The following is a 24,203-nucleotide window of genomic DNA, read 5'->3' on the forward strand; positions in this document are numbered from 1 at the left end:
CTCTTCGCCTTGCTCGCCTGGCGCGGCAGCAGGAGGTGGAGGCGGCTCCTGAGCTTGCGCTGGGGGTGGCGGCTGCTCCTCGGCCGCAGGGGGCGGCGGCGCGCCGCCGCCGGCATCCGTTTCCGGTGCCTGCGCGAGCTCGAAAGCCTGGAGGGGATGCGTACCGTCGGCCGCCAGCGTCGATAGAGCTGCGGCGTTGAACGCGGTGATAGAAATGGCGGTGTAGAACAGACGGCGGCTCATGCGTCGGCCAGGCTCCTTGTTGTTATCGTTAGCGATAGGGCGGAAATGTTGTTGAGGTTGTGGCCCCGTGAGCGGCCCTCACAAAGGCGTCGCTTTTCCGCCCCAATGCGCCCTAATAGGCTGTGCTCACACGGGGTTTGAGGAAACGTGGCGATGGGGCTCGAGGTTCAGCCGAGGCTGTGTGTCGTGACCGCGGCGAGCGCCGATGCGCGGCGGCTCGCCGAGGTGCTCGATGCTGCCGCCGCGGCCACGCTGCTGATCGCCGCCGGCACCGGCGGCGCGCTCACCGCCGCCACGGCGCGCCCGCTGGTCGAGCTTGCCCAGAAGAGGGACATCGCTGCCCTCATCGAAGGCGACGCGCAGCTTGCGCGAGCCCTGCGCGCCGACGGCGTGCACCTGCCGTGGAGCAAGGACATCGAGGCGCGGTACGGCGAGGCACGCGAGGTGCTCGGCACGCGCTTCATCGTCGGCGCCGACGTCGGCCGCTCGCGCCACGATGCCATGACCATCGCCGAGCACGGCGCCGACTACGCCGGCTTCGGCATTCCCGCGCACGTCGAGGATCGAGCCGGCGCCGCCGAGCGGAGGCTCGAGCTCATCGCGTGGTGGAGCGAGATCTTCGAGGTGCCATGCGTCGCCTTCGACGTTGAAACTGTAGCGGATGCGACGGCGCTGGCCGCAGCCGGTGCCGACTTCATCGCCATGCGGCTCGGCGTCGAGCTGGCACCGGCCGAGTATAGGGCCCTGGCGCGCAGCATCGCCGAAGCCGCGAGCCAGCGTGAGGCGCTGGCATGAGCGCGCGCCGCGTCACGCTACTGCTGTTCGGCGCACTGGTGCTCGCGCAGCCCGCCGCCGCCGAGACCAGCTCGTGGATCATGGAGTCGACCGAGGTTCCGAAGCCGCGGCGCGGCAAGCCGGTGAAGACGGCACCGAGCGCGACGTTCTCCAACGCGCCGGTCGTGAAAGGGTCGGAGAAATCCAAAGACGGAAGCTTCGGCAAGTCGTTCGTGGAGCCCACCGGCGATGAGGCCGCCTACATCGCCTTCGATCAAGGTCAGTATCTCACGGCGTTGAAGCTCGCCGACGAGGGCGCCAAGCGCAACGACCCGCAGTCGCACACCTTGCTCGGCCGCCTCTATGCCGAGGGGCTCGGCGTCAGCAAGGAGCCGCAGACCGCCGCCAAGTGGTACGCGCGCGGCGATGAGCTGGGCGACGTGCAGGCGACCTTCGCCCTCGGTGTGCTGTATGCCGAAGGACGCGGCGTCAAGAAGGACCGTGCCAAGTCGGCGGAGCTGTTCGAGAAGGCGGCGCGCACCGGGCATCCGCTCGCCAACTACAATCTCGGCCTGCTCTTCCTCAAAGGCGACGGCAAGCCGCAGAACCCCTATCGCGCCGCCATGCATATCCGCTACGCGGCGGAAAAGGGTATCGCGGTGGCCCAGTACGATCTCGCCGGCCTCTATCAGAACGGCTCCGGCGTGGAGCCGAGTGCGCTCGAGGCGGCGCGCTGGCTCAGCAAGGCGGCCGAGCAGGGCATGGCGGAGGCGCAGTTCGACTACGCCGTCGTATTGTTGCGCGGGCTTGGTCTCACCAAGGACGAGCCGAAGGCCATTCCCTATTTGCGCGCCGCCGCACACAAGGGTCTTGCCTCGGCGCAGAACCGGCTTGCCTACGTCTATGCCGAGGGCGTCGGCGTCAAAAAGAACCCGCAGGAGGCGGCCAAGTGGCGGCTCATCGCCCAGGCCGGCGGGCTCAAGGACGAGGCGCTCGACGCGCTCGTCAGCAAGCTGCCCAAGGCGCAGCAGGTGGCCGCGCAGCAGGCGGCCAGCGAGTGGCGCGAGAAGGCGGGGCTATTCTAAAGCGGCGGTTGGCGGCCTTGCCAGCGGACGCGTCTGGGTCTAGTCGGGGCGCCTTGCACCCCATTCCTCGGCGCCCCGAAGGATCCACTCGATGCCCGCCTCAGCGCTTATGAACGTCATGATCGGCGCCGCTCGCAAGGCGGGGCGCAGCCTTGCCCGCGACTTCGGCGAGGTGGAGCAGCTGCAAGTCTCCGTCAAGGGACCGGGCAACTTCGTCTCCGCCGCCGACCACAAGGCCGAGGAGATCATCTACCGCGAGCTCGCCAAAGCGCGCCCCGGGTACAGCTTCCTCATGGAGGAGCGCGGCGAGGTCGTCGGCGACGATCGCAGCCACCGCTGGATCGTCGATCCGCTCGACGGCACCACCAACTTCTTGCACGGCGTGCCGCTGTTTGCCATTTCCATCGGGCTCGAGCGCGAAGGCCAGCTCGTCGCCGGCCTCATATACAATCCGATTTCGGATGAGCTGTTCGCGGCCGAGAAGGGGAAGGGCGCCTTCCTCAACGATCGCCGCCGGCTGCGCGTCGCCGCGCGCAAGAACCTCTCCGACGCGCTGGTGACCACCGGTATCCCGCACATCGGCCGCCCAGGGCACGTAGCCTTCACACGCGAGATCAAAGAGGTCATCAAATACGTTGCCGGGGTGCGCCGCACCGGTTCGGCGGCGCTCGACCTCGCCTGGGTCGCTGCCGGGCGCTTCGACGCCTATTGGGAGCGGGGCATCAAGCCTTGGGACATGGCAGCGGGCATCGTGCTGGTGCGCGAGGCAGGCGGCACCGTCAGCGATCTGGCCGGCGGCACCGCGATGTTCGACAAGTCGGAAGTGCTTGCCACGAACAGCACGCTACACAAGGAATTTCTTCCCCTGCTCGCCGCTGCCCCGGCCGGCGCCTGACGCCACGCCTTCGCCGCGGGCGGGCACGATGTTGCCCCGTTTGTGCTGTCATTGGCATCGGGTAATGTCACGAAGCTGAGAAAAGCGGCGGGCGGAGCTCCGGGATGGCCAGAAGACGACAGAACGACCCAGCCGTATCGGCGCTGGCCCATCGGCCGCTGACGCCGCCGGGTGTCTTTCTCATCAGAATGCTGATCTTTCTGACGCTCGTCGCTTTCCTGGCGGCGATCCTGCACAAGCAGCTGATCACCTCGTTCATGAACAACCCGGGCCTCAACGGCCTGATCGTCGGCGTGCTGCTGCTCGGCATCCTCTACGCCTTCCGGCAGGTGATACGGCTCTATCCCGAGATCCGTTGGGTCAACGCCTTCCGCATTGCCGATCCGGGCCTCGCCATTTCGCATCAGCCGGTGCTGCTGGCACCCATGGCGGCGATGCTGCGCGATCGCACCGGCGTGCTGTCGCTGTCGACCGCCTCGCTGCGCTCGATCATGGATTCAATCAGCTCGCGCCTCGACGAGGCCCGCGACACAGGTCGCTACATGGTCGGCTTGCTGATCTTCCTCGGCCTGCTCGGCACCTTCTGGGGCCTCCTGGAGACGATACAATCCGTCGGCAGCGCCATCGACGCAGTCGACGTCAACGCGGCCAACAACGTGACCATGTTCTCCGATCTAAAGGACGGGTTAGCCGCGCCGCTCAAGGGTATGGGCACTGCATTCTCGGCGTCTCTCCTCGGTCTGTCGGGCTCGCTCGTCCTCGGCTTCCTCGAGCTGCAGGCCAGCCATGCCCACAACCGCTTCTATAACGAGCTGGAGGAATGGCTGTCGGGCATCACTGAGCTCACCCCCGGCACCAACGTCTCCGCCGATCAAGTCAGCCGCCAGCTGTCGAGCGCCATCCTGCACATGCAGCGCGCCGTCGAGGATCTGTCGACGCGGCTCGCCGACCAGTCGATGGCGGGCGCCATCGGCGCGCACGGCGGGGGCGGCGAGGAGCAGCTGCGCGAGCTGGCGCGCGGCGTCAACCAGCTCGTTTCGCAGATGCGCGCCGAGCAGAAGGTCGTGCGCGAATGGGTCGACGAGCAGGCGGCGCAGCACTCGGAAGTGGCGAGCGCGCTCAAGGAGCTCGCCTCGAACATGCGACGTCGAGGGTAGCGCAGCATGGCGGGCGTACGCACGCGTCGGCGCAGTGAATACGCGGACTTCTGGCCCGGTTACGTCGACGTGCTGTCGACGCTGCTGCTCGTCGTTACCTTCCTGATGTCGATCTTCATGCTGGCGCAGTACTTCGCCAGCCAGGAGGCGAGCGGCAAGGACACCGCGCTCAAGCGGCTGACGCTGCAGATCACCGAGCTGACCAACCTCCTCTCGCTCGAAAAGGGCAAGAGCAAATCGGCCGAGGACGAGCTGGCCGCGCTGCAGGCGACGCTGTCGAGCCTGCGCGAGGAGAACACCAAGCTCTCCGGCACGGCGCTGTCGGGCGATGAAGCGGCCAAGGCGGCGGAAGCGCGCATCTCCGGGCTCACATCCGAGATCGAGAGCCAGAAGAAGGTCTCCGACGAGGCGCTTGCCAAGGTCGATCTCCTCAATCAGCAGCTGCTGTCGCTGCGCCGGCAGATCGCCGCTCTCAACGAGGCGCTACAAGCCTCTGAGAAGAAGGATGCCGAGAGCCAGTCGCGCATCAAGGATCTCGGCGCCCGCCTCAACGCGGCACTGGCTCGCCAGGTGCAGGAGCTGCAGCGCTATCGTTCGGATTTCTTCGGTCGCTTGCGCGAGCTGCTGAAAAATCGCAAGGACATCCGCGTCGTCGGCGATCGTTTCGTATTCGAATCGGAGGTGCTGTTCCCGTCCGGCTCCAACCAGCTGACCCCTGAGGGGCTGGCCGCTATGGATCAGCTGGCCTCGGCCATCATCGAGCTCGAGAGGGAGATCCCCAAGGAGATCGACTGGGCGCTGCAGGTGGATGGCCACACCGACATCCGACCCATCGCCAGCCCGACCTTCCCTTCGAACTGGGAGCTGTCGACCGCGCGCGCCATTTCGGTGGTGCGCTACCTCATCAGCCGCGGCGTCCCTGCGCAGCGGTTAGTGGCGGCCGGCTACGGCGAATTCCGCCCCCTGGAGGCGGGCATCGACGAGGCAAGCCTGCAGCGCAATCGCCGCATCGAGCTGAAGCTGACCAACCGTTAACGCCCCTAGGGCGCCGGTGCAGGCGTTGCCGGCGGCGGCATCGGCACGGGGCTGACCTGCTCGCGCTCCTTCTTCAGATCGGCGAGCGCCTGGTTGAGCTTCTTTTGCGCCGCCGCCAGTTGCGTCTTGAGGCCGGCGATCTCCTTGTCGGCTGCCTCCTTCGCCGCGATCGCCTCCTTGGCACTCGCTTCGGCCGCCGCGCGGGCGCGCTCGATGTCGCCTGTCTTCTGCTGCAACTCACCCACTTGCCGCTGCAGATCGCTGATCTGCGCCGACGCCGCTTCGGTGTTGGCGCGCGATTGCTTCAGCGCGTTCTCGACCTCGTCGCGCGAGCGGTTCGCCTGCTCCACCTGCCGCGTGAGGTCGGCGACGTTGGCTTTCAGCCGGTCGCGCTGCTGCGTGAGATCGGCCCGCGCGCTCTCGCCCTCGTGATGCAGTTGGCGCGCCGACAGCGCCGCATAGCCGGCGTAGATGCTGATGGCGCCGAGTGCCACTATGAGCAGCCAGACCCACAAAGGAGCCGGCGCGGCTGAGCGCGGCTCGCGTGGGAGCATGGGTTCGAGTTCCGGTTCCATAGGCTTCATCCCCTCCAGTTCTTGTCGGCGTTCAACGAAGAGTACGCCGCTTCCTCCCTCGCAGTTCCTCTTCGCGCGGCTAGCAAGACGCGGATTGAGGCTATTCGGCGGCCTCGGCCGCAAACTGCATTTCCGCGAGCCGCGCGTAGAGGCCCCCTTTGGCCATCAGCTCAGCGTGCGTGCCTTCCTCGACGATGCGGCCCTTGTCCAGGACGAGGATGCGCTTTGCCTTCTGCACCGTGGCAAGGTGGTGCGCGATGACGAGCGTCGTGCGTCCCATCATCAAGCGCTCGAGGGCGCGCTGCACGAGCGCCTCGCTCTCGGCGTCAAGGGCGCTGGTCGCCTCGTCGAGCAAGAGGATCGGCGCATCCTTGAGGATGGCGCGGGCGATGGCGATGCGCTGGCGCTGGCCGCCGGAAAGCGAAACTCCGCGTTCCCCTAGTCGTGTCTCATACCCGTCGGGCAGCGCGCGGATGAACTCGTCCGCCTGCGCGGCGATGCCGGCGCGCCGCACCGCTTCGAGGTCGGCACCGGGGCTGCCATAGCGAATATTGTCGGCGACCGTTCCGGCAAACAGCGCCACGTCCTGGGGGACCAGCGCCATGCGCGCGCGCAGCGCGCCAAGGTCTGCGTCGCGGGCATCGACGCCGTCGACGCGCACCTGTCCCGCTTGCGGGTCGAAAAAGCGCAGCAGCAGGTTGAAGACGGTGCTCTTGCCGGCGCCCGACGGCCCCACCAGGGCGATCGTCTCCCCCGGCTTGGCGCGGAACGAAATCCCGCCCAGGGTCGGCAGCTTCGGACGGCCGGGATAGGCGAAGCGCACCTCCCTGAACTCGACCTCGCCGCGCGGCGGCAAGGGGAGTGTGACAGGTACGGCAGGTGAGCGGATCTCCGGTTGAATGGCGAGCAATTCCGTCAGCCGCTCGGCCGCGCCCGCCGCCTGGCTGACCTCACCCCAGATCTCGGACACCTGTGCGAAGGAGGCTCCGGCGAACACGGCGTAGAGCACGAACTGGCTGAGGCGTCCGACCGTCATGCTGCCATCGATCACCGCGGCGGCGCCGAACCATAGGACGCCGACGATGCTGGCGACGACGAGGAACATGGCGAGGGCGGTGAGCGCCGCGCGCGCGCGCATGCGCTCCTTGGCGGCATCGAAGGCGAGCTCCACTGCACTGCGATAGTGCGCGGCCGCCGCCTTCTCGTAGGTGAACGCCTGCATGGTGCGCGAGGCGGCAAGGTTCTCCGCCGCAAAAGCGGATGCCTCGGCGAGGGTGTCCTGCGCCCGGCGCGACAGGCGGCGCACAAGACGCCCGAAGGCGATGAGCGGGATGATCGTCAGCGGAATGGCCAGCAGCACCAGCAGAGAAAGATGCACGCTGGTGACGAACATCATGACGAGCGCGCCGATGAGCATGATCAAGCTGCGCAGCGCCTGCGACAGCGAGGAACCGGCCATCGCCTTGATCTGCGTCGTGTCGGCCGTCAGGCGGCTCATCAGCTCGCCGGAGTGCGTACGCTCGAAGAACGCCGGCCCGAGATCGGCGACGTGGCGGAAGACGTCGCTGCGCAAGTCGGCGACAACGCGCTCGCCGAGCCAGTTGACGTAGTAGAAGCGCGCGGCGCTGGCCGCGGCGAGGATGAGGCCGATGACGATCAGCATCGCGAAATAGCGGTCGATGAACACGTCGTCGTGCGAGCCGAAGCCGAGGTCGATCACGCGGCGCACGGCCAGCGGAATGACCAGCATGGAGATGGCGGCGATCACGAGCGCGGTGCCGGCGAGGATGAGCTTGCCGCGATGGCGCGCAAGGTAGGGCCAGAGCGACAGCAGCGGACGCAGCTCCAAACGCCGCTGCTCGGCCTGGTCGTCCTCCCTAGGCGCGGACTTGACCCCGTCTATTTGGGCGATGCTGTCGCGGTTCACGACGTTGCTCTTTTGGCGGCCGATTGCGGCCGGGCGTAAGTTGAAGGGGACCATGCCCGACGGGGTGGGACGGCTCAAGTGGCATCAGGCCGCGGCGCGGCTTGAAAGGGGGGCTTCGGGTTGCGCTTGTGCCGGCCAACCATCTCGACTATAGAGGCCGCTCCGAACACCCATTTTGCCCGACAGAAGAGGCTGTTTGCCAGCGGGCAAGCTATTGCGAGCGCACCCATGAAGAACGATCCCGATCTGCATCCCGACTACCATCAGATCAAGGTCAAGATGACCGACGGAACCGAGTTCATCACCTATTCGACCTACGGCAAGGAAGGCGACGAGCTGCATCTCGACATCGACCCCACGTCGCACCCAGCGTGGACGGGCGGCGATCAGCGCCTCACCGACCGTGGTGGGCGTCTGTCGCGCTTCAAAAAGAAGTTCGAAGGCCTGTTCTGAGCGGCCAACGGCCGTTGCCACTCGCCTAGAAAAAAGCCCGGCACAACGGCCGGGCTTTTTGCTTGCGAGCTTCGTTAATTGCGCTTCGGCTCAGCAGCCGAAGGCGACACGCAGCTTGTCGATCTGGCTGCCGACGGGATTAGCCAGCATGGACTCGGCGACCGCCCCGACGTTGTCGGACTTGATGCTCATGGCGCGATCGAGCTGCACGATGCGATCCTGCAGCGCGTAGCTTTCTTCTACGAGCCCGCGCAGCGTCTCGGGCAGCTCGCCGAAACCGGCGACGTGCGACGAGCGCGCCGGCGCCTGCAGCGTGACGCCCTTGCGCTTCCTCTGCGCCTCCGTCTCGCTGATGTCGCCCTCCTTGAGGGCGCGGCGGATGAGGAGCCAGGACGCCATGTCCAGAAGCCGCGTCGTGAGGCGCATGCTCTCGCTGGCGTAGAGGACGTTGACGGCAGCGGGCAGACGCTTGGCCTCGGCGCGGCCCGGCCCTTCGAGGTAAGCAGCGGTGCGCTCGACGAGCGCCATGCCTTGCTTGAAGACGACGTCGAACTGAGCGGAAGCCTGGAAGCGCTCACCGAACGATACGGTGACGCTGCTTGCCGTTAACGCCGCTTCAGCACGCGATACGTTGCTCATGACTAGATTTGACACACTCACTCACCTGCAGCTCATCAATACCACGCACGCATCCTGCCAAGCCATAGTTAACAACATGACCAAAAGCGGGACGAGAGCGCGCCGGTTCCCGACACAATTGGGGATATGCAAAAAAAGAGCCGCTTTGCAGCGGCTCTGAAGTCAACAGGGAGGCGTCAAACAGAGCGGCCGTGCCGCTCGGGATCCAGGTGACTGGATAACGGCAGGTTACCGGCCTAACCCTAACAATCCGTTAATGGCTAACGATGCGTGAGCAACGCGCCGATTACGATTGTGGGGCTGCCGGCGCGCTCCCTGCCGGGCGCGAGCAATTGCCTGGCTGCGAGGCGAATGCCGAAGCAATGAGCGTCACTTCTTGAACAGCGCGCTCGCCGCCTGCTCGTGCCGCCGCTTGGCTTCCAGCTCGATCCTCACGCGCTCGATCTCGCGCTCGAACTCGGCAATGCGCGCCTCGAGCTCGGCGACCGAGAGCGTCGCCAGGTTGTCGCCGACGGTAGCGCCGGACTTCGGCTTTTTCGGCGCGATGTCGTCCCAGTCCATCTCATGCCTCGTTTACCGCCGATGCGAGTCTGCTCCAACCTTCCCGCCTCGGCAACGGGCGGGCAGTAGCTTGTCTCGGCGGTCCGGCTCGGGCATCAGGTCGATAGAGGCCGGACCGAGGATGACCATGACCGCGCTGCCCGAGACCATGACCGCCATCGCCATTGTCGGCAAAGGGGGGCCCGAGGTCCTGCAACCGACGACAATTCCCGTCCCGCAGCCCGAGCACGGGCAGGTGCTGATCAAGGTCGCCGCGGCCGGGGTCAATCGGCCCGATGTCGTGCAGCGCCTCGGCCTCTATCCGGCGCCGAAGGGGCACTCGGAGATTCCGGGTCTCGAAGTCTCCGGCACGGTCGTCGCCACTGGCCCTGAGGCACGCCGCTTCCCGGTTGGTTCCAAGGTGATGGCGCTGGTCAATGGTGGCGGCTACGCCGAGTACTGCCTCGCCGATGGGGGCTCCTGCCTGCCGGTACCCGATGGCATGTCGATGATCGAGGCCGCCGCGGTCCCGGAGGGCTTCTTCACCGTCTGGCACAACGTGTTCGAGCGCGGCGGCCTCAAGCCGGGCGAGTGGTTCCTCGTGCACGGCGGCACCAGCGGCATCGGTGTCGCCGCCATCCAGCTCGCCACCGCCTTCGGCGCCAAGGTCATCGCCACCGCCGGCTCGCCGGAAAAGTGCGCGGCCTGCTTGGAGCTCGGGGCGGTGCGCGCCGTCGACTACAAGGCCGAGGACTTCGCCGAGGTCGTCAAGGCCGAGACGGGCGGGCGCGGTGTCGACGTCATCCTCGACATCGTTGGCGGCGATTACGTCGAGCGCAACATCCGCTCGCTCGCCGACGATGGACGCCTCGTCAATATCGCGTTCCAGGCAGGCTCCAAGGTGACAATCGACATGATGCGCATCATGCTCAAGCGGCTGACGGTCACGGGCTCGACGCTGCGCATCCGCTCCAACGAGGTGAAGGCAGCCATAGCGCGTGCCGTCGAGGATAAGGTCCTGCCGCTCATCGGCGCGGGGCGCGTGCGAGTCATCCTCGATGCCACCTTCCCCTTGCAGGAAGCCGCCGCCGCGCACGTCCGCCTCGACGCCGCCCATGTCGGCAAGATCGTCTTGACGGTTTAGGGTTATCGTTTTGCCCCGGTTGCGGGGGCGGGGCTGCCATCAAATTGACAATACGCGGTTTTCTCTTGTGCCGGCCCGCGCTCGGGGTGAGCCGGGAAAGGCCGCAATTGCCGGGAAGGATGCGCACTTGAGCGTGCGGGTTGGTCATTTCATGCGTCAGCTTCTCTGCCTTTCCGGTCTCCTCGCCGTCGCGCTGGCGGTCGCGTCGGTTGCCGGCGATGCCGACGCCGCCAAGAAGAAGAAGGAACCGCCGCCTCCGCCCTTCACCCGGCCGGAGATCGTCCTGTCGTGGATCAACGACTACCGGCACAATCCGACGCCCGAACGCCTGCCCGACGCCTTCAAGGCGATGCGTGAGCAGGGCCAGTTCAAGGAGGTCGAGCAAGCCGGCATCTATGTCGGCTTCATCGCCGGCGTCATCGGCTCCAATCCCGACAAAGCCGAGAAGCTCATTGCCGACATGTTCCCCATGCCGCCCCCCGACCAGGTGGTCGTGGTCAAGGCCATCGCCTATTCCGGGCTTGCCGACTGGAAGGAGCTGATGGGCAAGTTCGTCGAGCGCATGCCGGCGCGCAAGGTCATCATCGAGCGCTATCTCTACGGCAAGCTCCCGGTTCTGCGCGACCTACCGCTCGACAGCCCCATCGCCGTCGACGCCAATTGGGGCTACTACTTCGCGACCGGCTCCTCCGAGCCGATCCAGCGCCTGGTGCGCACGCTCGCCTGGTCGCGCGACAGAAACGACGTCGAGAAGCTCACCATCGGCTCGATGGTGAAGTGGACGCTGGCGCAGAACGCGTCCAAGGATCACGACCTGCTCAGCTACCTGAAGACGTCGCTGCCGCACCAGCCCGAGGCGGTCGAGAAGCCGCTTGCCGAGGTAATAGAAGGCGCCGAAACGTTCGAGCTGGCGCAAATCCGCAAGGAGGCGCTCGCCTCCATCGAGGAGCTGAAGACCAAGGGCTCGGAGAACGCCCGCAACTTCTCCTGGTGGGGGCAGGCCGGACAAACGGTGTTCGCGCTCGGCTGCGTTGCCGCCGGCGTCATGGGGCAGGTGTACATGGGTGTGCCGTGCGTCGTCGGCGGCGCTTTGTCCAACGTCGCCCTCAAATACCTCGCCCCCGCCGAGTAACCACGCTTGCACCCAGTTTGAGACCTGCGTCGCAATGCCGACGTTGCTGTCATCAACGTGTCACGGACTCCGATGAAAGACTTGTGCAATCTCATGTTGCGCAAGGTCGCCGATGAACGAGATCGCCTGGGGCTGCGTGCTTTTCGTATGTCTCGCTACACTGCTGCATTTCACCAGTGCGCTGCTGGCAGTCTACCGCTCCCGCCGCGGCACCGACGATCCATCGTTCACCACCGTCAACAGCGCGAACTTGCCGCCCATCAGCGTGCTGCGCCCGGTGTGCGGCCTCGATCCGCACGATGAGCTTACCCTGCGCTCGAGCTTCCAGCTCGCCTACCAGCGCTACGAGCTCATCCTCTGCTGCGACGACGCCGACGATCCCGTCGTACCGGTCATCCGCCGCCTCATCGGCGAATACCCGCAGGTCGACGCCAAGCTGCTGATCGGCCGCGATACGCTCACCTCCAATCCCAAGCTCAACAACCTGATCAAGGGCTGGCGCTCCGCGCGGCACGCCTGGGTGGTCATGGCCGACAGCAACGTGTTGATGCCGACCGACTACCTGCAGCGCCTGCTTGCCGGCTGGCGCGCCGACACCGGGCTGCTCTGCGCCCCGCCCATCGGCTGTATGCCCGATGGCTTCTGGGCCGAGGTCGAGTGCGCTTTCCTCAACACGTATCAGGCGCGCTGGCAGTACGCGGCCGACACGGTCGGCTTGGGCTTCGCGCAGGGCAAGACCATGCTGTGGCGCCGCGCCGATCTCGAGCGCGCCGGCGGCATTCGTGCCCTGGGGGCAGAGATCGCCGAGGATGCGGCGGCGACCAAGGTCGTCAGGCATGCCGGCAAGCGCGTGCGCCTCGTCGACCGCGCCTTCGGCCAGCCGCTCGGCAGGCGTGGCGCGAAGCAGATCTGGTCGCGGCAGGTGCGCTGGGCGAAGCTGCGCCGTGCGACCTTCCCGTTATTTTTCCTGCCTGAAATTCTCTCCGGAAGCGCCGCCCCGCTGCTGGCAGCGGCCTATGTGGCGGCCGCGCTCGATGTGACGAGCGTCGGTGTCGTCGCCGCGCTCGCTGCCGCCTGGTATGGCTGCGAAGCCGTTCTCGCCCGCGCTGCCGGCTGGCACCTCACGGCGCTATCGCCGCTCGCCTGGGTGGCGCGCGATCTCATACTGCCGGTGGTTTGGGTACAGGCCTGGCTCGGCAACTCGTTCAGCTGGCGCGGCAACGACATGCACCTCGCCGACGCGGTGCCGAGCAACTGAGGCATCGCAGTTTCACTAGCCTGCGCTGGCTCCCTCGCTCTGGGGAGCCCCCGCCGCACTCGGACAGAGCTCCCTGGCCTTGGCGAGCGCGGCATCCTTGCTCGCGAACTCGCCGACGCTCGATCCTCCCGGCGCGTGTGCCTTGAGGTAGTTGGCGAGCATCGACGCCTCGAAACCTTCGAGCACGGTCAGCACCGTGTAATGCACCTCGGCCGCCGGTGCCGAGCGCACCAGAAGTGCCTTCTTGCCCCCGTAGCTGGCGCTGGTGACGCGGCAGTTGCCTCCGGGCGTGGCTTTCGGCGCCGAGGCGGGCCCGTGCAGCGCCTGGCCGAGCGCGCCGGCGTAGGCAAAGGCAGTCGGAGCCGCGCTTGCCTCAGTGGGCGCGCTTGCAGGCGCTGCCTCTGCAGCTACGACCGCTGCGGGCGAAGCTTGGGGCTGCGCAGCGCTTGCGACGACAACGGCCGGCGGCGGATCCTCTCCGGTTTGAACGACCTGCTCGGCAACGACTGGCCCTGCACCATCCGTCAACTCGACCGCGGGCTTGCGCGCCGGCAGCGGGGCCGGGTGCACCTCGACGGTGGCAGCTGTTGACGGCGCCGGCTCGGCAACCTCGGCCGCCGTCGCCGACGCGACCGGCCCATCGGCTGCCGACCAGATGGTGCGCACTGGGGCTGCGATTGGCGCGGCCTGGGCGTCGACAGGCTGCGGACCGCCGAGGTTGGCGGCACGCGCCAGCTCCTGCTTCTCGACTGCCGCCCGCTTCGCCTGCTTGTGCGGCGCCGCGCTGTCTTCGGCCTCCTCGACTGGATCGGGGCCCTTGCAGAACGCTTGCCGGTAGTTGTTCGCCACCCACTCGATCGAGGCGCCATAGTGCCGGTCGGCGGCCCAGCGGCGCGACAGATCGGCGAAGGTTGTCCGCCCCTTCTTGGCGGCCATCGCCGCGAGGATGTCATCCTGCTTCAGCTTGGTGCGTGCTCCGATCGGCTCGTCGATGCGCTCGCCCGAATAGACGACGAGATGCTGGATCTGTGCCAGCACGCCGGTGTTGACGTCGGGATAGCTGTCGCCCGGCACGCCGCCGCCGGTGGTGCCGAGGCCGGCGAAGTTGTTCTGCCTGGGATCGACGTCGCCCCAGCCGCCGTTGCCCTTGCGGTAGGTCAGGAAGTTGGTTTCGACCGCCATCTGGAAGAACGCGTAGTCCCAACGCACGCGCCAGATCTCGCCGTGCTTTTTGTAGGAGCTGGCGATGTCGGCGAAGCGCGGGTTGAGGTTGGCATTGCGCGTCTTGATGAAGGCCATCAGGCGCTTGGGCGTCACGCAACGAGGCACCGCATTGTCGGTGTCGGTGCGGATCTTCGGCGGCGCGGCGGCGGCGCCTGTGGCAACGCCTGCCATCAATACCGTGATGGCCAACCGGTGCAGTGTGATGCTCAAAAACGAAACTCGCCCGTTCGCCGTCAATGGGGTCACCATGGCGTTGCTACGTACTCGTCAAGACGGCTGCTGGGGACACGTCGGTCGAGACGGGCGCAGCTCGGCTGCCGCGCCCGCTAGGCTCAGCCCTCGGGGCAGAGCTCGAAGGCCTTGCTCAGCGCCTTGGTCTGGCTGGGGAAGGAGGCGACCTTCTCGCCACCCTTGGCATAGGCGGCAATGTAAGCGTCGATCTCGCGCTTCTCGTTGGCCTCGGTAACGTCGAGCACGGTGTAGTTCACGGTGCCGTTGCCATTGGCCTTGATGATGACGGCGCGCTGGCCGCCATAGCTCGCCGTCCACACCTTGCACTTGGCGCTCTTGGCGGGCGGCGTTTTCAACTGCGTTGCGGCGCTGCCGAGCGCGGCTGTCTGCACGGGGGCGCCCTTGGCATCCGCCTTCGGCTCGGCCTTGGCCAGCGACTTGGCCTCCGGCTTCGATTTCGCCTTCATATCGGTCTTGGCGGCCGGCGCCGTGGCTTCCGGCGTTGCTTCCGCCGTCGTCGCCGGCTTGGATTCGGCCTTGGCGTTGAGCAGCGTCACCGGAGGAGCATCCTCCCCCGGCAGCTTCGGCTCGGCCACGCTCTTGGCGGGCTCGGACGTAGCGGCCACCATGCTGGCGCCGAGCGCCTTGAGCGGGGCGCCTTGCTTGCGCTCCTCCTCGATGTTGCGCTTGGCGATCTCGGCGCCGGAAGCTTTGGCCGCCGGCTCGGCTGCCGGAGCTGCGTCGGGCGGCGAGGCGGCGGCGACTGCGGTCGACGCCTTCTTCGCCTTCGCCTTGGCCTTTGGCTGGCCCTGCATGGCTTCCTGCACGAGGCCTGGGTTTGGATCCTCGCCGTTGCAGTGGCCGGCATAGAAACCGTCGGTGATGGCCGAAATATCGCGCACGTAGTTGCGCGAGGTCGGCGCCCACTGTTTGGCGACCAATGTATAGGTCATCGGGCCGTCGATCGACTTTTGCCAATCGGTCAGCACGCCCCATTCCTGCACCTTGCGGGTGCGCTCGGCGACAGGATTGTCGATGCGCTCGCCGGCGTACATCAGAAGATGCTGCAGATGCGCTTTGACGCCGCTCGAGATGTCGGCGAAGCGCTCCCCGTGCGCGCCCCCGCCGGACGCGCCGAGGCCGGCGAAGTTGTTCTGGTCGGCGCGCACATCGCCGGTGAAGCGTAGCGCGCCGGTCTCGAGGATCATCTGGAAAAAGGCGATATCCCAACGGATGCCGAGGGCCGCTCCGTGGCGCATATACTCTGTGGCGACCCCCTCGAAGCGCGGGTCGAGCCGCGGGTTGCGGGACTGCAGGTATGCCATCAGCCGCCCGGGCGTGGCGCACTCGGGCACATTGTTGGTGGCGGTGATTTTGACTTGTGGAAGTTCGGCCGCGAAGGCTGATGGGCTGAAGACTGCGGCAAGAGCGATGGTGAGCGATGCTCCGAAGAGGCGCTTCATGAGAACACCCGTCTAAACGCGGCGCTGCGTGTCAGAGCGCCCGACGAAACCACCAAACGTTCTTAAAGGCTTAACGTTAATAGGCGGTTTACGATTCGTCGGACCCCCGAGGCTTACGAGAAAGCCGCAGCATTTGGGCGCCAGTTAGGGCGCGCGGGAGCGGAATTGTGGCGTTGAGCATTACCGCCGGCGCGGTAAACAGCCTCAACGCATAAACCTCCGGGAGGCTGCTCAGGCGAGGTGCTGGCCGCCATCGAGCGCAATCATCTGGCCGGTCATCGACGGCGTGGCCAGGATGAAACGGACAGCTGCGGCAATCTCAGGCAGCGAGGGGCCGCGCTGCAACGGCGTCGATAGGGTCTCGGCGGCGAAGTCCGCCTGCGTCTGGTGCACGCTCTGCAATACCGGCCCGGGGCCGATGGCATTAACGCGCACGCGCGGCGCCATCGCCTGCGCCAGCGTTTGGGTCGCCGTCCACAGACCGGCCTTGGAGATCGTGTAGGAGAAGAAATCGGGCGTTGGCCGCCATACCCGCTGGTCGATGATGTTGATGACGTTGCCCTCGACGCCCTCCGGCAAGTTGGCGTACAGCGCCTGGGCGAGAAACACTGGCGCTTTCAAGTTTATGTCGAGGTGCGTGTCCCACCCCGCCGGGGTCACCGAGCCGATCGTGTCGAGAAAGAACTCCGAGGCGTTGTTGACGAGGCAGCTGGGGGCCCCGAGCGCTTCGGCGCAGCGACCGACCAGTGACTGCACGTCGTTGAAATCGGCGAGATTTGCATGCAGCGCCGCTGCCATGCCGCCCAAGCGGCCGATCTCGGCGGCAAGCGCCTCGGCCTCAGCGCGCGAATGCCGATAGTGGACGCCGACGCGCCAGCCGTGGGCGGCGAGATCGAGCGCGATGGCGCGTCCGATGCGGCGCGCGGCGCCGGTGATGAGGGCTGTCTGCGAGGGGGCGTGCGGCATGCGAGTGGTGATGATCGCAGCTCCCTTGGCGCTTCGCCAGCGCCGCGCCTCCAATGGGTCCAATTGCCGGTGCATGGACGCTGCATCCTTTTTGAGCAGCCGCCCAGTCCTTGATCCAAGTCAGTATCGTTCGATGCCCTATCACAATGCGTCTTTTGGGCAATTTATAGTCAAAACCTGCAGTTCGTTGCATTCCAGCTACAGGGTTGCAGACGAGACGTTGCGCGACCCTGATTCGGCTTGTGGCAAGCCCCGTTTACGCTTTTTCTACACTCCAGAAGCGTTCGAGTACGCCGTTCAAGCGGCAAAGACGAGTTCGGCGCTTTGAGTGGGTCAGTAGTGTACGGGGGTAAAGTTCCATCATGGCCGAGTCTCGTAGAGTAATTAACCTGTGCGGCGCAGCGGGTATCGCGCTTCTGGCGCTGACCGGCGGCGCCCTCGCCGACGGATACGAGGGCAGCGTCAAGGATGCCCCGGCCGATGAGGGCCGCAAGTTCACCTATTCCTTCACCGCGACGGGCACGTCCGATTACGTGTTTCGTGGTATTTCTCAGACAGAGAACGAGCCTGCGATTCAGGGCTCGATCAACATTGGCTACGGCATCTTCTATGCCGGCATCTGGGCTTCGAACGTCGATTTCGGCACCGCCCTCGACACGGCGGAAATCGAAGTTGACTACTATGCCGGTATCAAGCCGACGTGGGGGCCGGCGACGTTCGATTTCGGTGTGATCTACTACGCCTACCCTGGCTATAGCCCGGGGTTCGATCCCGAGCTTCTCGAGCTGAAGGCCGGCGTCAGCGGCGAGATCTTCAAGAGCACGACGGCCGGTGCCGCCGTCTACTACTCGCCCGATTACAACGACGTCGAGTATTGGGTACGAAGGAACGTTGGCCTATACGCTGCCGACCTTCCATATGTTCACGCCGACCATCAGCGGCGTCGTCGGGCACTATGACTTCAAAACGGCTGCACTCGATGTGTTTGACTACACGTACTGGAATGCGGGCTTGGCCCTCGCCGTTGACAAGCTGACCTTCGACTTCCGCTACTGGGATACCGATGCTGGCGAGACTGATTGCTTCGGTGTTCTTCCCAGCACTTGCGACGAGCGGTTCGTATTCTCTGTGACCCTCGCGCTGCCCTGATCCGACCAAGCAGATCAAATCCCTGCAACGGGGCCGAGAAAATCGGCCCCGTTTTGCATCATGTGCCTAATTTCCGATCAGATATAAGCCTGATTTTTAAGGCAAAGTTGCTCTCGCGCAACGCCTTCTGACCTACATCATTGGGATAACCTGATTGCATCTTGTGAACATCGGTGAATTAAGGCGTTCCTGATCGCACGCCGTGGATTCCCGTAACGCGCACCGCGGATGTCGTTTCTGGCGGTTGGGCGCGTTCTTGCCCTCGAAAGCAAGAGGGAATTGGCTTCACATGACGAACACTTCAAAGCTTGCTGCCCTGTGCGGGGCGGTAGGACTAGCGCTCTTCGCGATCTCCGGAACCGCCGCCGCCGACGGGTACGAGGTTGCGGCCCCGGCAGCTGCCGACGAAGGCCGCAAGTTCACCTATTCCTTCAATATCGGCGGGTACTCGGACTACGTCTTCCGCGGCATCTCGCAGACTGACAATGATCCGACCATCCAAGGCGGCATTGATATCGGCTACGGCATCTTCTACGCCGGTTGGTGGGCTTCGGGCGTCGATTTCGAAGCGGGTAACAACGACGCCAAGGTAGAGATGGACTGGTACGGCGGCATCAAGCCGACGTGGGGCCCGGCCACCTTCGATTTTGGCGTCATCTACTACACCTACCCGGGTGAGGGCCCTATCACGCCCGTCGACTATCCCCAGCTCAACTACGTCGAGCTCAAGGCCGGCGTCAGCGGCACCATCCACGAGAAGCTCGCGCTGGGCGGCTACATCTTCTGGTCGCCCGACTACTTCGCCGAGACGGGCAGCGTTTGGACCTTTGAGGGCCAGGCCGGCTACACCTTCCACCAGATCGGTGTGTTCACGCCCACCATCAACGGCGTCGTCGGCTATCAGACCGGCGGAGACTCCTACGATCTCTGGAACGGTTTTGGCGAGTACTGGTACTGGAATGCGGGTCTCGCGCTGGCGGTCGACAAGCTGATTTTCGACTTCCGCTATTGGGGGACCGATGCCTCCAACGCGGTCTCGGATGGTCTCACCTGCATCAACGACCTCTGCGACGGCCGCTTCGTGTTCTCGGCCAAGGTCGTGCTGCCGTAAGCTGGCTCTCTCAGCTGGTCCTTGATCGGGGTCGGGCATCTGCCCGGCCCCGATTGCTGTGGGGCGGCGCGCACCCCGCGTTAACAGGTAATTCAGAAGTCGTGGCCAGCGCGCCACACCGGCACAGCAAGCCGCCTCCTAGGGTCAAAATCTGCCTTGTGTCGAAGCAGCTTCTCGGGCCTCCTGAACCAAAGCCGCGTCTGCGGCAGGGGCGGTGGGCGCGTCTATGCCAAACGGGGGATGGACCTCATCATGACCGGTTCACGGAATTTCTTGTCGGTGTGCGGCGCGCTGGGTGTAGCGCTTGTCGCCAGTGTGGGCGGCGCGCTCGCCGACGGCTACGAGGTCGCTGCACCGGCGGCGGTCGACGAGGGCCGCAAGTTCACCTACTCGTTCAATATCGGCGCGACCTCGGACTACGTGTTCCGCGGCGTGTCTCAGACCGACAATGACCCGGCTATCCAAGGCGGCGTCGATATTGCCTGGGGCATCCTCTATGCTGGCGTTTGGGCCTCGCTGGTCGACTTTGCCGATGCCCCGCCCGCCGATGCCGAGGTCGATTGGTACGGAGGCATCAAGCCTACGTGGAATTCTCCGTTCGGCACCATCAACCTCGACTTCGGCGTCATCTACTACTCGTATCCCGGCGCCAATCCGGACTCGGTTCCTCTACCCGACTTGAACTATCTTGAGTTCAAGGCAGGTTACAGCTGGTCGGCACTGCATCCGAGCCTCGTCACCGGTACAACCGTCTTCTATTCGCCGGATTACGTTTTCGAGACCGGGCCGGTTTGGACGATCGAGACCTTTGCTGCCTGGACGCTGCCCAAGGTCCACATCTTCACGCCGGTGATCAACGGCGTGGTCGGCTGGCAGAAGGGAGATTCGGACGAGGGTTACTTCGTCAACGTCAATGGCAACGACGACGAGTATTACTATTGGAACGCTGGCCTCAACGTGGCCGTCGACAATATCAGCTTCGACTTCCGGTACTGGGATACCAACATTGGCGGCGATGCATTCGGCCCTATTTGCGCCGCCGACTTCCTGTGCGACGAGCGCTTCGTCTTCTCGGCCAAGGTCGTCGTTCCCTAAGGGCTTGTCAGGCTGACATCAATTTGAAGGCGGTGGGCGCGCAGCCCGCCGCCTTTTCGATTCGGCTTGCGCCGACACAGCCCTGTCACAGACCTCAGCTATCCGTACGCGTGCTTTTTGCAGCATTTGGCCGCCGGCCGTTCGCTGGCTGACCAGCGGTGGCCCCGGCAGCCAAGACGCAGAGCACGCCAGACGCCCTCAAATGGCGCGCTCCGCGAGGCCAGAGGCCAGCTTTGCGGCGTCCGCCGGATACCCGCTGCCGGCGGTGGCGCAAGCTGGCCTCGTTCCGCGCTGCGCCTGGCCGATGTTTTTTTCCCCAATCGCACCATCCCCGCATATTGCTTGCGCCGGCCAACGCGCAGCATAAACGCGGCGAACAGGCAGAACACGGGCGCGGCGTGCTCATCATCATCTTCGGCATGATCGCATTCACCGTCGCGGGGGCCTATTGGCTGGCCCGCGGCGCCGGGGAGAAGCGCCTCGTCCTCGCGCAAAACCCGGATGGACCGCGCGCCTTCGGCTGCGCCATGGCGTGGCTCGCCATCCGCAGCGACGATGCGGAGTCGGTCATCGAGGCGATGCGGCTCGAGGCAGCGACCCCGTGCAACTGGAACTCGGGTATCGGGGCCGTCTACGACGATTGGCTCGGTGCCGCGCGCATCTTCGTCTCGCCGCCCGTCGATGGCTGGACGTTCGTCGTCGGACTGCCGCTCCCGCATCCATTGGGGAGCGGCTTCGTCGACAAATGCACACCTCTGCTGGTTGAGCTCGGCGGACGCTTCGATGAGGTGCAGTACTACTTCAGCTACCCGCCCATCGATTACTACGCCTGGGCACGGGTGAAGGATGGCCGGCTCGTTCGCGCCTTTGCGGTGAGCGACGAGGGCATCATCTGGAACAAGGGTCGGCCGAGCAAGGAGGAGCGAGCGCTGGGGCTGAAGCTCTTCGAGTTGCGCGGCGTGCGTGGACGCAAGGGCGATGCCGGCGGCGAGCTGATCCTGCATCCGACCGAGGATCACGTGATGCGTCTGGCTAATCGCTGGAGCATTGATCCGACGATCCTCTGCGAGGAGCATGCGCCGGTGGGGCTCGGCTACATCGCCGTGCCGCCGCATGGCTGGCGCGCCGAGCGGCTGCGCAAGGCGGCGTAAGCACCCGATCTCAGAGACGACGCTTTCAGCGCATGCCGTAGTCGGCAGCGAGGTTAGCGAGATCCTCGCGGTCATCGCCCTGGTCGAGCCGCAGTGCCAAGCCGTCGGACGGGCACGGGCGCACGACCGTGCGGTTGGAGCGGCGGTCGAGCTCGAGGCTCGTGCAGGCCGCCGGATCGACGCGGTAGATCGTCGGCAGGCTCCCCGTCTCCAGCGCTTCGGCGCCAACCTGCGCGCGGCGCGCTGGCGCGGCGGAGCTACCACCACCATCGCGTGGATCTGTGAAAATGAGCGTGGAGAGACCGGCGCCGTGCCAGAAGATCGCCCCGCACGCGAAACCGAGGGCTGCTCCCAAGGCGGTGCCGCGCCCCGGGCGGCGGGGAGGCGAGGCATGCGGCGCGCGCGTCTGCAGAGAGGCGCGCTGCGTCGACCGCCAAACTGGTTGTGCCGCCTCAATTTCCCGCATGGCCCCGCCCCCAGAATCACGAGAGGAGTCTGCGAAGCGGGCAGCCACCGGGCAATGCGGCAGCTCCGCGGCGGCCGTTGCGCGCGTGCCGATTTCCACAGCTATCGCCGGCTGCGGTCGAGCGTCAAAAGCGAGCGGGCGCCTCGATGACGCGCGGCCGCGGCAACCCGCGATCGCGCTTGGGCTGCAGCCGATTCGACGAGGTGGTGCCGTCCTCGCGCCGCGTCGAGCGTACCGGGGGTACATGCACCTGGTCGGCGCGGCACAGCTTGCGCTGGTTTTCATTCTGTCCGCACGCGCGACCCGCTCCCTCGCGCGTCAGGCAAATGCGCACGTCGCGCAGCCGATTGCCGGGACCGCCGCAGGTGACGGCAATCATCTCCGGCCGCAGCCAAGGATTGGCGCGCATGAACTCAGCCTCGATCTCGCGCGGGGCCATGAACTGGGGTTCGAACGGGTTCCTGAAGCGCTCGGGCATGCGCACGCTCGCGAACATCCGGCGCGACAGCTTGTAGTAGTTCTCCGGGTCGAGCCCCGAGCACGTCCCGTGGAGCTTGTATTCATGGATGACGAGACCGCCCGACGGCATGATGTCGAGCATGCTGTTGATGACCGGTTGGGGAACGAACGGCTTGCGCCCAATGCGGCAGGCCTCCGGGTACCCTCGCTCGTATTGTGGCCACAGGCCGTGCAGCACGAAGCCGTAGCGCAGGCCGTCGAGGCGTGCGCACTGGTCTTCGTCGCGACCCTCCTGCGCGGTGACGCAGTGCGTGGGGCTCCACGACATGACCAACGTGTAGTAGTCGAACTTGCCGGCAACGTTCTGCTGCGGCGTGGGGTTGAAAACTTCGCTCGGCCAGGGCGCCTTGTGCAGGTCCTGCGCGCACGTGGCTGCGGCGGCAAGTGCAGCGGTGCCCGTCAGCAACAGCAGAGTGATGTGGCGCACGTTCATGTGCTGCTGACTACGTCGCCGACGTGGCGTTCGCAAGGCGCTCCAGGATACGTGCCCAGCTGCGCGCGCCCCTCTTGAAGCTCGATAGATTGTATTTCTCGTTGGGGCTGTGGATGCGGTCATCGTCGAGGCCGAAGCCGATCATCAGGCTGTCGCAGCCGAGTGCCTCCTTGAACGAGGTGACGATGGGGATGGAGGCGCCCGAGCCCATGAGCACGGCGGGGCGCCCCCACTCGTCGGCAAGCGCGGCGGCGCAGGCCTGCATGGCGGCGGTGTCGGTCGCAAAGGAAATCGCCGTGCCAGCTTGCTTGCTCGTGAACTCGGCGCGGCAATCGGCAGGCAGGCGCGCGCGTACGAACGCCTCGATGGCGGCAAGCACCTTGTTCGGATCCTGGCCGGCGACGAGGCGGCAGGTGATCTTCACCGATGCCTTCGACGGAATGACCGTTTTGGTGCCCACGCCTTGATAGCCGCCGGTGATGCCGTTGAATTCCAGCGTCGGCCGCGACCACAGCTGCTCCAGCACCGAGCGGTCGGTCTCGCCCGCCGCTTGTTTCAGGCCGACGGCGGCGAGGAAATCCTCGCCACGGAAGCCGAGCCCATTCCATTGCTCCTTCTGCGCCGGCGCCGGCTCGGAAACGCCGTCGTAGAAGCCGGGAATTGTTACGCGCCCGTTGTCGTCGTGCATGGCAGCAATGATGCGCGCCAGGAGGCGTATCGGGTTGAGCGCCGGCCCGCCGTAGATGCCGGAATGCAGATCGCGCGCCGGGCCGGTGAGCGTCACCTCGATCGACGCCAGCCCGCGCAGCATGGTGGTGATGGCGGGCGTGTCCTTGTCCCATTGGCCGGTATCGCAGACGAGCACAACGTCGGCTTTGAGCTCAGCGCCATACTCGGCCAGGAACGCCGGCAGCGAGGGTGAGCCGCACTCCTCCTCGCCCTCGAGCACGACCGACACCGAGATGGGGAGCTGGCCGGCCACGGCCTTCCAGGCGCGCATCGCCTCGAAGAAGGTCATCATCTGGCCTTTGTTGTCCTCGGCGCCGCGCGCCACGATCACCTGACCGTTGGCCGCGTCGGATGCGATGATCGGCTCGAAGGGCGGCGAGTTCCACAGGTTCACCGGATCGGCCGGCTGCACATCGTAGTGGCCGTAGAACAGCACGTGCGGGACGCCGGGTGCACGCTCGGCCTTGTCGTGCGCCACCACCATCGGGTGGCCGGTCGTCGGCACGACGCGCGCATCAAAGCCGAGGTCGCGCAACTCGTTGGCGCACCAGTCGGCGGCCTCCAGGCAGCCGGCCTTGTAGGCCGGATCGGTCGACACGCTCTCGATACGGAGCAATTGGAACAGCCGCGCCAGCGCCGCATCGCTCGTATCGTCCAGCGTCGTGAGGACTTGGTTTAGCTGTTCGCTCATAGGCTCTTCTCCCCGGTCGGCGCCGCCACAGTGAAATATGCCAGCGGCGGCGTCAAAGGCGGCGAGGAACGCACAGGCGCAGCTCGCAGTTTCCCTAGTGTGATGATCGAGAAATTCG

At 65.9% G+C, this 24,203-nt stretch carries 25 protein-coding genes; 14 read left to right on the forward strand and 11 right to left on the reverse strand.

The annotated features are described in order from the left end of the window. Positions 1–243 (reverse strand): hypothetical protein (locus F9K20_RS18875; protein ID WP_291005603.1); only part of this gene is annotated, 243 nt, incomplete at its 3' end. 153 nt (positions 244–396) lie between these two features. On the opposite strand from F9K20_RS18875, the gene F9K20_RS18880 reads away from it, so the two are divergent. From F9K20_RS18880 to F9K20_RS18900, 5 genes are all read left to right on the forward strand, one after another. Continuing rightward, a complete protein-coding gene (locus F9K20_RS18880) occupies positions 397–1,038 on the forward strand; it encodes a thiamine phosphate synthase (RefSeq protein ID WP_291005605.1) in 642 nt (213 codons plus the stop codon). Next, complete coding sequence (locus F9K20_RS18885) at positions 1,035–2,102, forward strand: hypothetical protein (RefSeq protein ID WP_291005607.1); 1,068 nt, start codon at positions 1,035–1,037, stop codon at positions 2,100–2,102. The genes F9K20_RS18880 and F9K20_RS18885 overlap by 4 nt, the downstream gene beginning before the upstream one ends. 91 nt (positions 2,103–2,193) lie before the next feature. Next, positions 2,194–2,997 carry an inositol monophosphatase family protein gene (locus F9K20_RS18890; RefSeq protein ID WP_291005609.1) on the forward strand — a complete coding sequence of 268 codons (804 nt, stop codon included), beginning with the start codon at positions 2,194–2,196 and terminating at the stop codon, positions 2,995–2,997. Between the two features lie 104 nt (positions 2,998–3,101). Then, a complete protein-coding gene (locus F9K20_RS18895) occupies positions 3,102–4,154 on the forward strand; it encodes a flagellar motor protein MotA (RefSeq protein WP_291005612.1) in 1,053 nt (350 codons plus the stop codon). A 6-nt stretch (positions 4,155–4,160) separates the two neighbouring features. Then, positions 4,161–5,189, forward strand: a complete 1,029-nt coding sequence (locus F9K20_RS18900) for a peptidoglycan -binding protein (RefSeq protein WP_291005614.1) — start codon at positions 4,161–4,163, stop codon at positions 5,187–5,189. 5 nt (positions 5,190–5,194) lie between these two features. Here F9K20_RS18900 and F9K20_RS18905 read toward each other — a convergent pair whose 3' ends face one another. Both F9K20_RS18905 and F9K20_RS18910 read right to left on the reverse strand, forming a co-directional pair. Then, a complete protein-coding gene (locus F9K20_RS18905) occupies positions 5,195–5,764 on the reverse strand; it encodes a hypothetical protein (protein WP_291005616.1) in 570 nt (189 codons plus the stop codon). Between the two features lie 100 nt (positions 5,765–5,864). Continuing rightward, positions 5,865–7,691, reverse strand: coding sequence for an ABC transporter transmembrane domain-containing protein (locus F9K20_RS18910; RefSeq protein ID WP_291005619.1), 1,827 nt, complete (start codon positions 7,689–7,691; stop codon positions 5,865–5,867). Positions 7,692–7,919: 228 nt separating this feature from the next. Here F9K20_RS18910 and rpmE point away from each other — a divergent pair, with 228 nt between their 5' ends. Continuing rightward, the gene (gene rpmE / locus F9K20_RS18915) at positions 7,920–8,144 is read left to right on the forward strand and encodes a 50S ribosomal protein L31 (protein WP_291005621.1); all 225 of its coding nucleotides are present in this window, start codon (positions 7,920–7,922) and stop codon (positions 8,142–8,144) included. 90 nt (positions 8,145–8,234) lie between these two features. Here rpmE and F9K20_RS18920 read toward each other — a convergent pair whose 3' ends face one another. Further along, complete coding sequence (locus tag F9K20_RS18920; protein WP_291005624.1) at positions 8,235–8,783, reverse strand: DUF1465 family protein; 549 nt, start codon at positions 8,781–8,783, stop codon at positions 8,235–8,237. Positions 8,784–9,152: 369 nt separating this feature from the next. Beyond that, positions 9,153–9,344: a DUF1192 domain-containing protein gene (locus F9K20_RS18925; RefSeq protein WP_291005627.1), complete on the reverse strand. Its 192-nt coding sequence runs from the start codon at positions 9,342–9,344 to the stop codon at positions 9,153–9,155. A gap of 127 nt (positions 9,345–9,471) precedes the next feature. Here F9K20_RS18925 and F9K20_RS18930 point away from each other — a divergent pair, with 127 nt between their 5' ends. From F9K20_RS18930 to F9K20_RS18940, 3 genes are all read left to right on the forward strand, one after another. After that, entirely contained in the window at positions 9,472–10,467 is a 996-nt protein-coding gene (locus F9K20_RS18930) for an NAD(P)H-quinone oxidoreductase (protein WP_291005629.1), read from the forward strand. Between the two features lie 133 nt (positions 10,468–10,600). Then, positions 10,601–11,599: a hypothetical protein gene (locus F9K20_RS18935; RefSeq protein ID WP_291005711.1), complete on the forward strand. Its 999-nt coding sequence runs from the start codon at positions 10,601–10,603 to the stop codon at positions 11,597–11,599. Positions 11,600–11,711: 112 nt separating this feature from the next. Next, positions 11,712–12,857 carry a ceramide glucosyltransferase gene (locus F9K20_RS18940; protein WP_291005632.1) on the forward strand — a complete coding sequence of 382 codons (1,146 nt, stop codon included), beginning with the start codon at positions 11,712–11,714 and terminating at the stop codon, positions 12,855–12,857. A 15-nt stretch (positions 12,858–12,872) separates the two neighbouring features. Here F9K20_RS18940 and F9K20_RS18945 read toward each other — a convergent pair whose 3' ends face one another. From F9K20_RS18945 to F9K20_RS18955, 3 genes are all read right to left on the reverse strand, one after another. Further along, entirely contained in the window at positions 12,873–14,291 is a 1,419-nt protein-coding gene (locus tag F9K20_RS18945; RefSeq protein ID WP_291005635.1) for a glucosaminidase domain-containing protein, read from the reverse strand. Between the two features lie 122 nt (positions 14,292–14,413). Then, complete coding sequence (locus F9K20_RS18950) at positions 14,414–15,775, reverse strand: glucosaminidase domain-containing protein (protein ID WP_291005638.1); 1,362 nt, start codon at positions 15,773–15,775, stop codon at positions 14,414–14,416. A 231-nt stretch (positions 15,776–16,006) separates the two neighbouring features. Beyond that, positions 16,007–16,741 (reverse strand): SDR family oxidoreductase, encoded by a 735-nt coding sequence (locus F9K20_RS18955; protein ID WP_291005714.1) that lies wholly within the window; start codon positions 16,739–16,741, stop codon positions 16,007–16,009. A 362-nt stretch (positions 16,742–17,103) separates the two neighbouring features. Here F9K20_RS18955 and F9K20_RS18960 point away from each other — a divergent pair, with 362 nt between their 5' ends. From F9K20_RS18960 to F9K20_RS18980, 5 genes are all read left to right on the forward strand, one after another. Continuing rightward, positions 17,104–17,700 carry a TorF family putative porin gene (locus tag F9K20_RS18960; protein ID WP_291005641.1) on the forward strand — a complete coding sequence of 199 codons (597 nt, stop codon included), beginning with the start codon at positions 17,104–17,106 and terminating at the stop codon, positions 17,698–17,700. Next, positions 17,660–17,890 carry a hypothetical protein gene (locus tag F9K20_RS18965; RefSeq protein WP_291005644.1) on the forward strand — a complete coding sequence of 77 codons (231 nt, stop codon included), beginning with the start codon at positions 17,660–17,662 and terminating at the stop codon, positions 17,888–17,890. Before F9K20_RS18960 ends, F9K20_RS18965 begins: the two co-directional genes overlap by 41 nt. A 289-nt stretch (positions 17,891–18,179) precedes the next feature. Further along, on the forward strand, positions 18,180–19,001 hold the full coding sequence (locus tag F9K20_RS18970; protein ID WP_291005646.1) for a TorF family putative porin: 822 nt from the start codon (positions 18,180–18,182) through the stop codon (positions 18,999–19,001). Positions 19,002–19,253: 252 nt separating this feature from the next. Further along, positions 19,254–20,096, forward strand: coding sequence for a TorF family putative porin (locus F9K20_RS18975; protein WP_291005649.1), 843 nt, complete (start codon positions 19,254–19,256; stop codon positions 20,094–20,096). 398 nt (positions 20,097–20,494) lie between these two features. Further along, positions 20,495–21,247: a hypothetical protein gene (locus F9K20_RS18980; RefSeq protein WP_291005652.1), complete on the forward strand. Its 753-nt coding sequence runs from the start codon at positions 20,495–20,497 to the stop codon at positions 21,245–21,247. A gap of 25 nt (positions 21,248–21,272) precedes the next feature. Here the strand turns inward: F9K20_RS18980 and F9K20_RS18985 are convergent, their stop codons facing one another. From F9K20_RS18985 to F9K20_RS18995, 3 genes are all read right to left on the reverse strand, one after another. Further along, positions 21,273–21,713, reverse strand: coding sequence for a hypothetical protein (locus F9K20_RS18985; protein ID WP_291005655.1), 441 nt, complete (start codon positions 21,711–21,713; stop codon positions 21,273–21,275). A gap of 124 nt (positions 21,714–21,837) precedes the next feature. Then, a complete protein-coding gene (locus F9K20_RS18990; protein WP_291005657.1) occupies positions 21,838–22,665 on the reverse strand; it encodes a ribonuclease T in 828 nt (275 codons plus the stop codon). 10 nt (positions 22,666–22,675) lie between these two features. After that, a complete protein-coding gene (locus tag F9K20_RS18995) occupies positions 22,676–24,085 on the reverse strand; it encodes a dipeptidase (RefSeq protein ID WP_291005660.1) in 1,410 nt (469 codons plus the stop codon). Positions 24,086–24,203: the final 118 nt, after the last annotated feature.

This window comes from Hyphomicrobium sp. (genome assembly GCF_009026145.1).
In the GTDB taxonomy this organism is placed as follows: Bacteria; Pseudomonadota; Alphaproteobacteria; order Rhizobiales; family Hyphomicrobiaceae; genus Hyphomicrobium_A.

What these genes read in the sequence shown, in the direction of transcription:
- F9K20_RS18975 (WP_291005649.1), top strand. Translation starts at nt 19,254, where the DNA reads ATGACCGGTTCACGGAATTTCTTGTCGGTGTGCGGCGCGCTGGGTGTA.
- F9K20_RS18970 (WP_291005646.1), top strand. Translation starts at nt 18,180, where the DNA reads ATGACGAACACTTCAAAGCTTGCTGCCCTGTGCGGGGCGGTAGGACTA.
- F9K20_RS18925 (WP_291005627.1), bottom strand. Translation starts at nt 9,344, where the DNA reads ATGGACTGGGACGACATCGCGCCGAAAAAGCCGAAGTCCGGCGCTACC.
- F9K20_RS18920 (WP_291005624.1), bottom strand. Translation starts at nt 8,783, where the DNA reads ATGAGCAACGTATCGCGTGCTGAAGCGGCGTTAACGGCAAGCAGCGTC.
- F9K20_RS18965 (WP_291005644.1), top strand. Translation starts at nt 17,660, where the DNA reads ATGTTCACGCCGACCATCAGCGGCGTCGTCGGGCACTATGACTTCAAA.
- rpmE (WP_291005621.1), top strand. Translation starts at nt 7,920, where the DNA reads ATGAAGAACGATCCCGATCTGCATCCCGACTACCATCAGATCAAGGTC.
- F9K20_RS18930 (WP_291005629.1), top strand. Translation starts at nt 9,472, where the DNA reads ATGACCGCGCTGCCCGAGACCATGACCGCCATCGCCATTGTCGGCAAA.
- F9K20_RS18950 (WP_291005638.1), bottom strand. Translation starts at nt 15,775, where the DNA reads ATGAAGCGCCTCTTCGGAGCATCGCTCACCATCGCTCTTGCCGCAGTC.
- F9K20_RS18890 (WP_291005609.1), top strand. Translation starts at nt 2,194, where the DNA reads ATGCCCGCCTCAGCGCTTATGAACGTCATGATCGGCGCCGCTCGCAAG.
- F9K20_RS18955 (WP_291005714.1), bottom strand. Translation starts at nt 16,741, where the DNA reads ATGCCGCACGCCCCCTCGCAGACAGCCCTCATCACCGGCGCCGCGCGC.
- F9K20_RS18900 (WP_291005614.1), top strand. Translation starts at nt 4,161, where the DNA reads ATGGCGGGCGTACGCACGCGTCGGCGCAGTGAATACGCGGACTTCTGG.
- F9K20_RS18960 (WP_291005641.1), top strand. Translation starts at nt 17,104, where the DNA reads ATGGCCGAGTCTCGTAGAGTAATTAACCTGTGCGGCGCAGCGGGTATC.
- F9K20_RS18985 (WP_291005655.1), bottom strand. Translation starts at nt 21,713, where the DNA reads ATGCGGGAAATTGAGGCGGCACAACCAGTTTGGCGGTCGACGCAGCGC.
- F9K20_RS18990 (WP_291005657.1), bottom strand. Translation starts at nt 22,665, where the DNA reads ATGAACGTGCGCCACATCACTCTGCTGTTGCTGACGGGCACCGCTGCA.
- F9K20_RS18905 (WP_291005616.1), bottom strand. Translation starts at nt 5,764, where the DNA reads ATGGAACCGGAACTCGAACCCATGCTCCCACGCGAGCCGCGCTCAGCC.
- F9K20_RS18880 (WP_291005605.1), top strand. Translation starts at nt 397, where the DNA reads ATGGGGCTCGAGGTTCAGCCGAGGCTGTGTGTCGTGACCGCGGCGAGC.
- F9K20_RS18940 (WP_291005632.1), top strand. Translation starts at nt 11,712, where the DNA reads ATGAACGAGATCGCCTGGGGCTGCGTGCTTTTCGTATGTCTCGCTACA.
- F9K20_RS18895 (WP_291005612.1), top strand. Translation starts at nt 3,102, where the DNA reads ATGGCCAGAAGACGACAGAACGACCCAGCCGTATCGGCGCTGGCCCAT.
- F9K20_RS18885 (WP_291005607.1), top strand. Translation starts at nt 1,035, where the DNA reads ATGAGCGCGCGCCGCGTCACGCTACTGCTGTTCGGCGCACTGGTGCTC.
- F9K20_RS18995 (WP_291005660.1), bottom strand. Translation starts at nt 24,085, where the DNA reads ATGAGCGAACAGCTAAACCAAGTCCTCACGACGCTGGACGATACGAGC.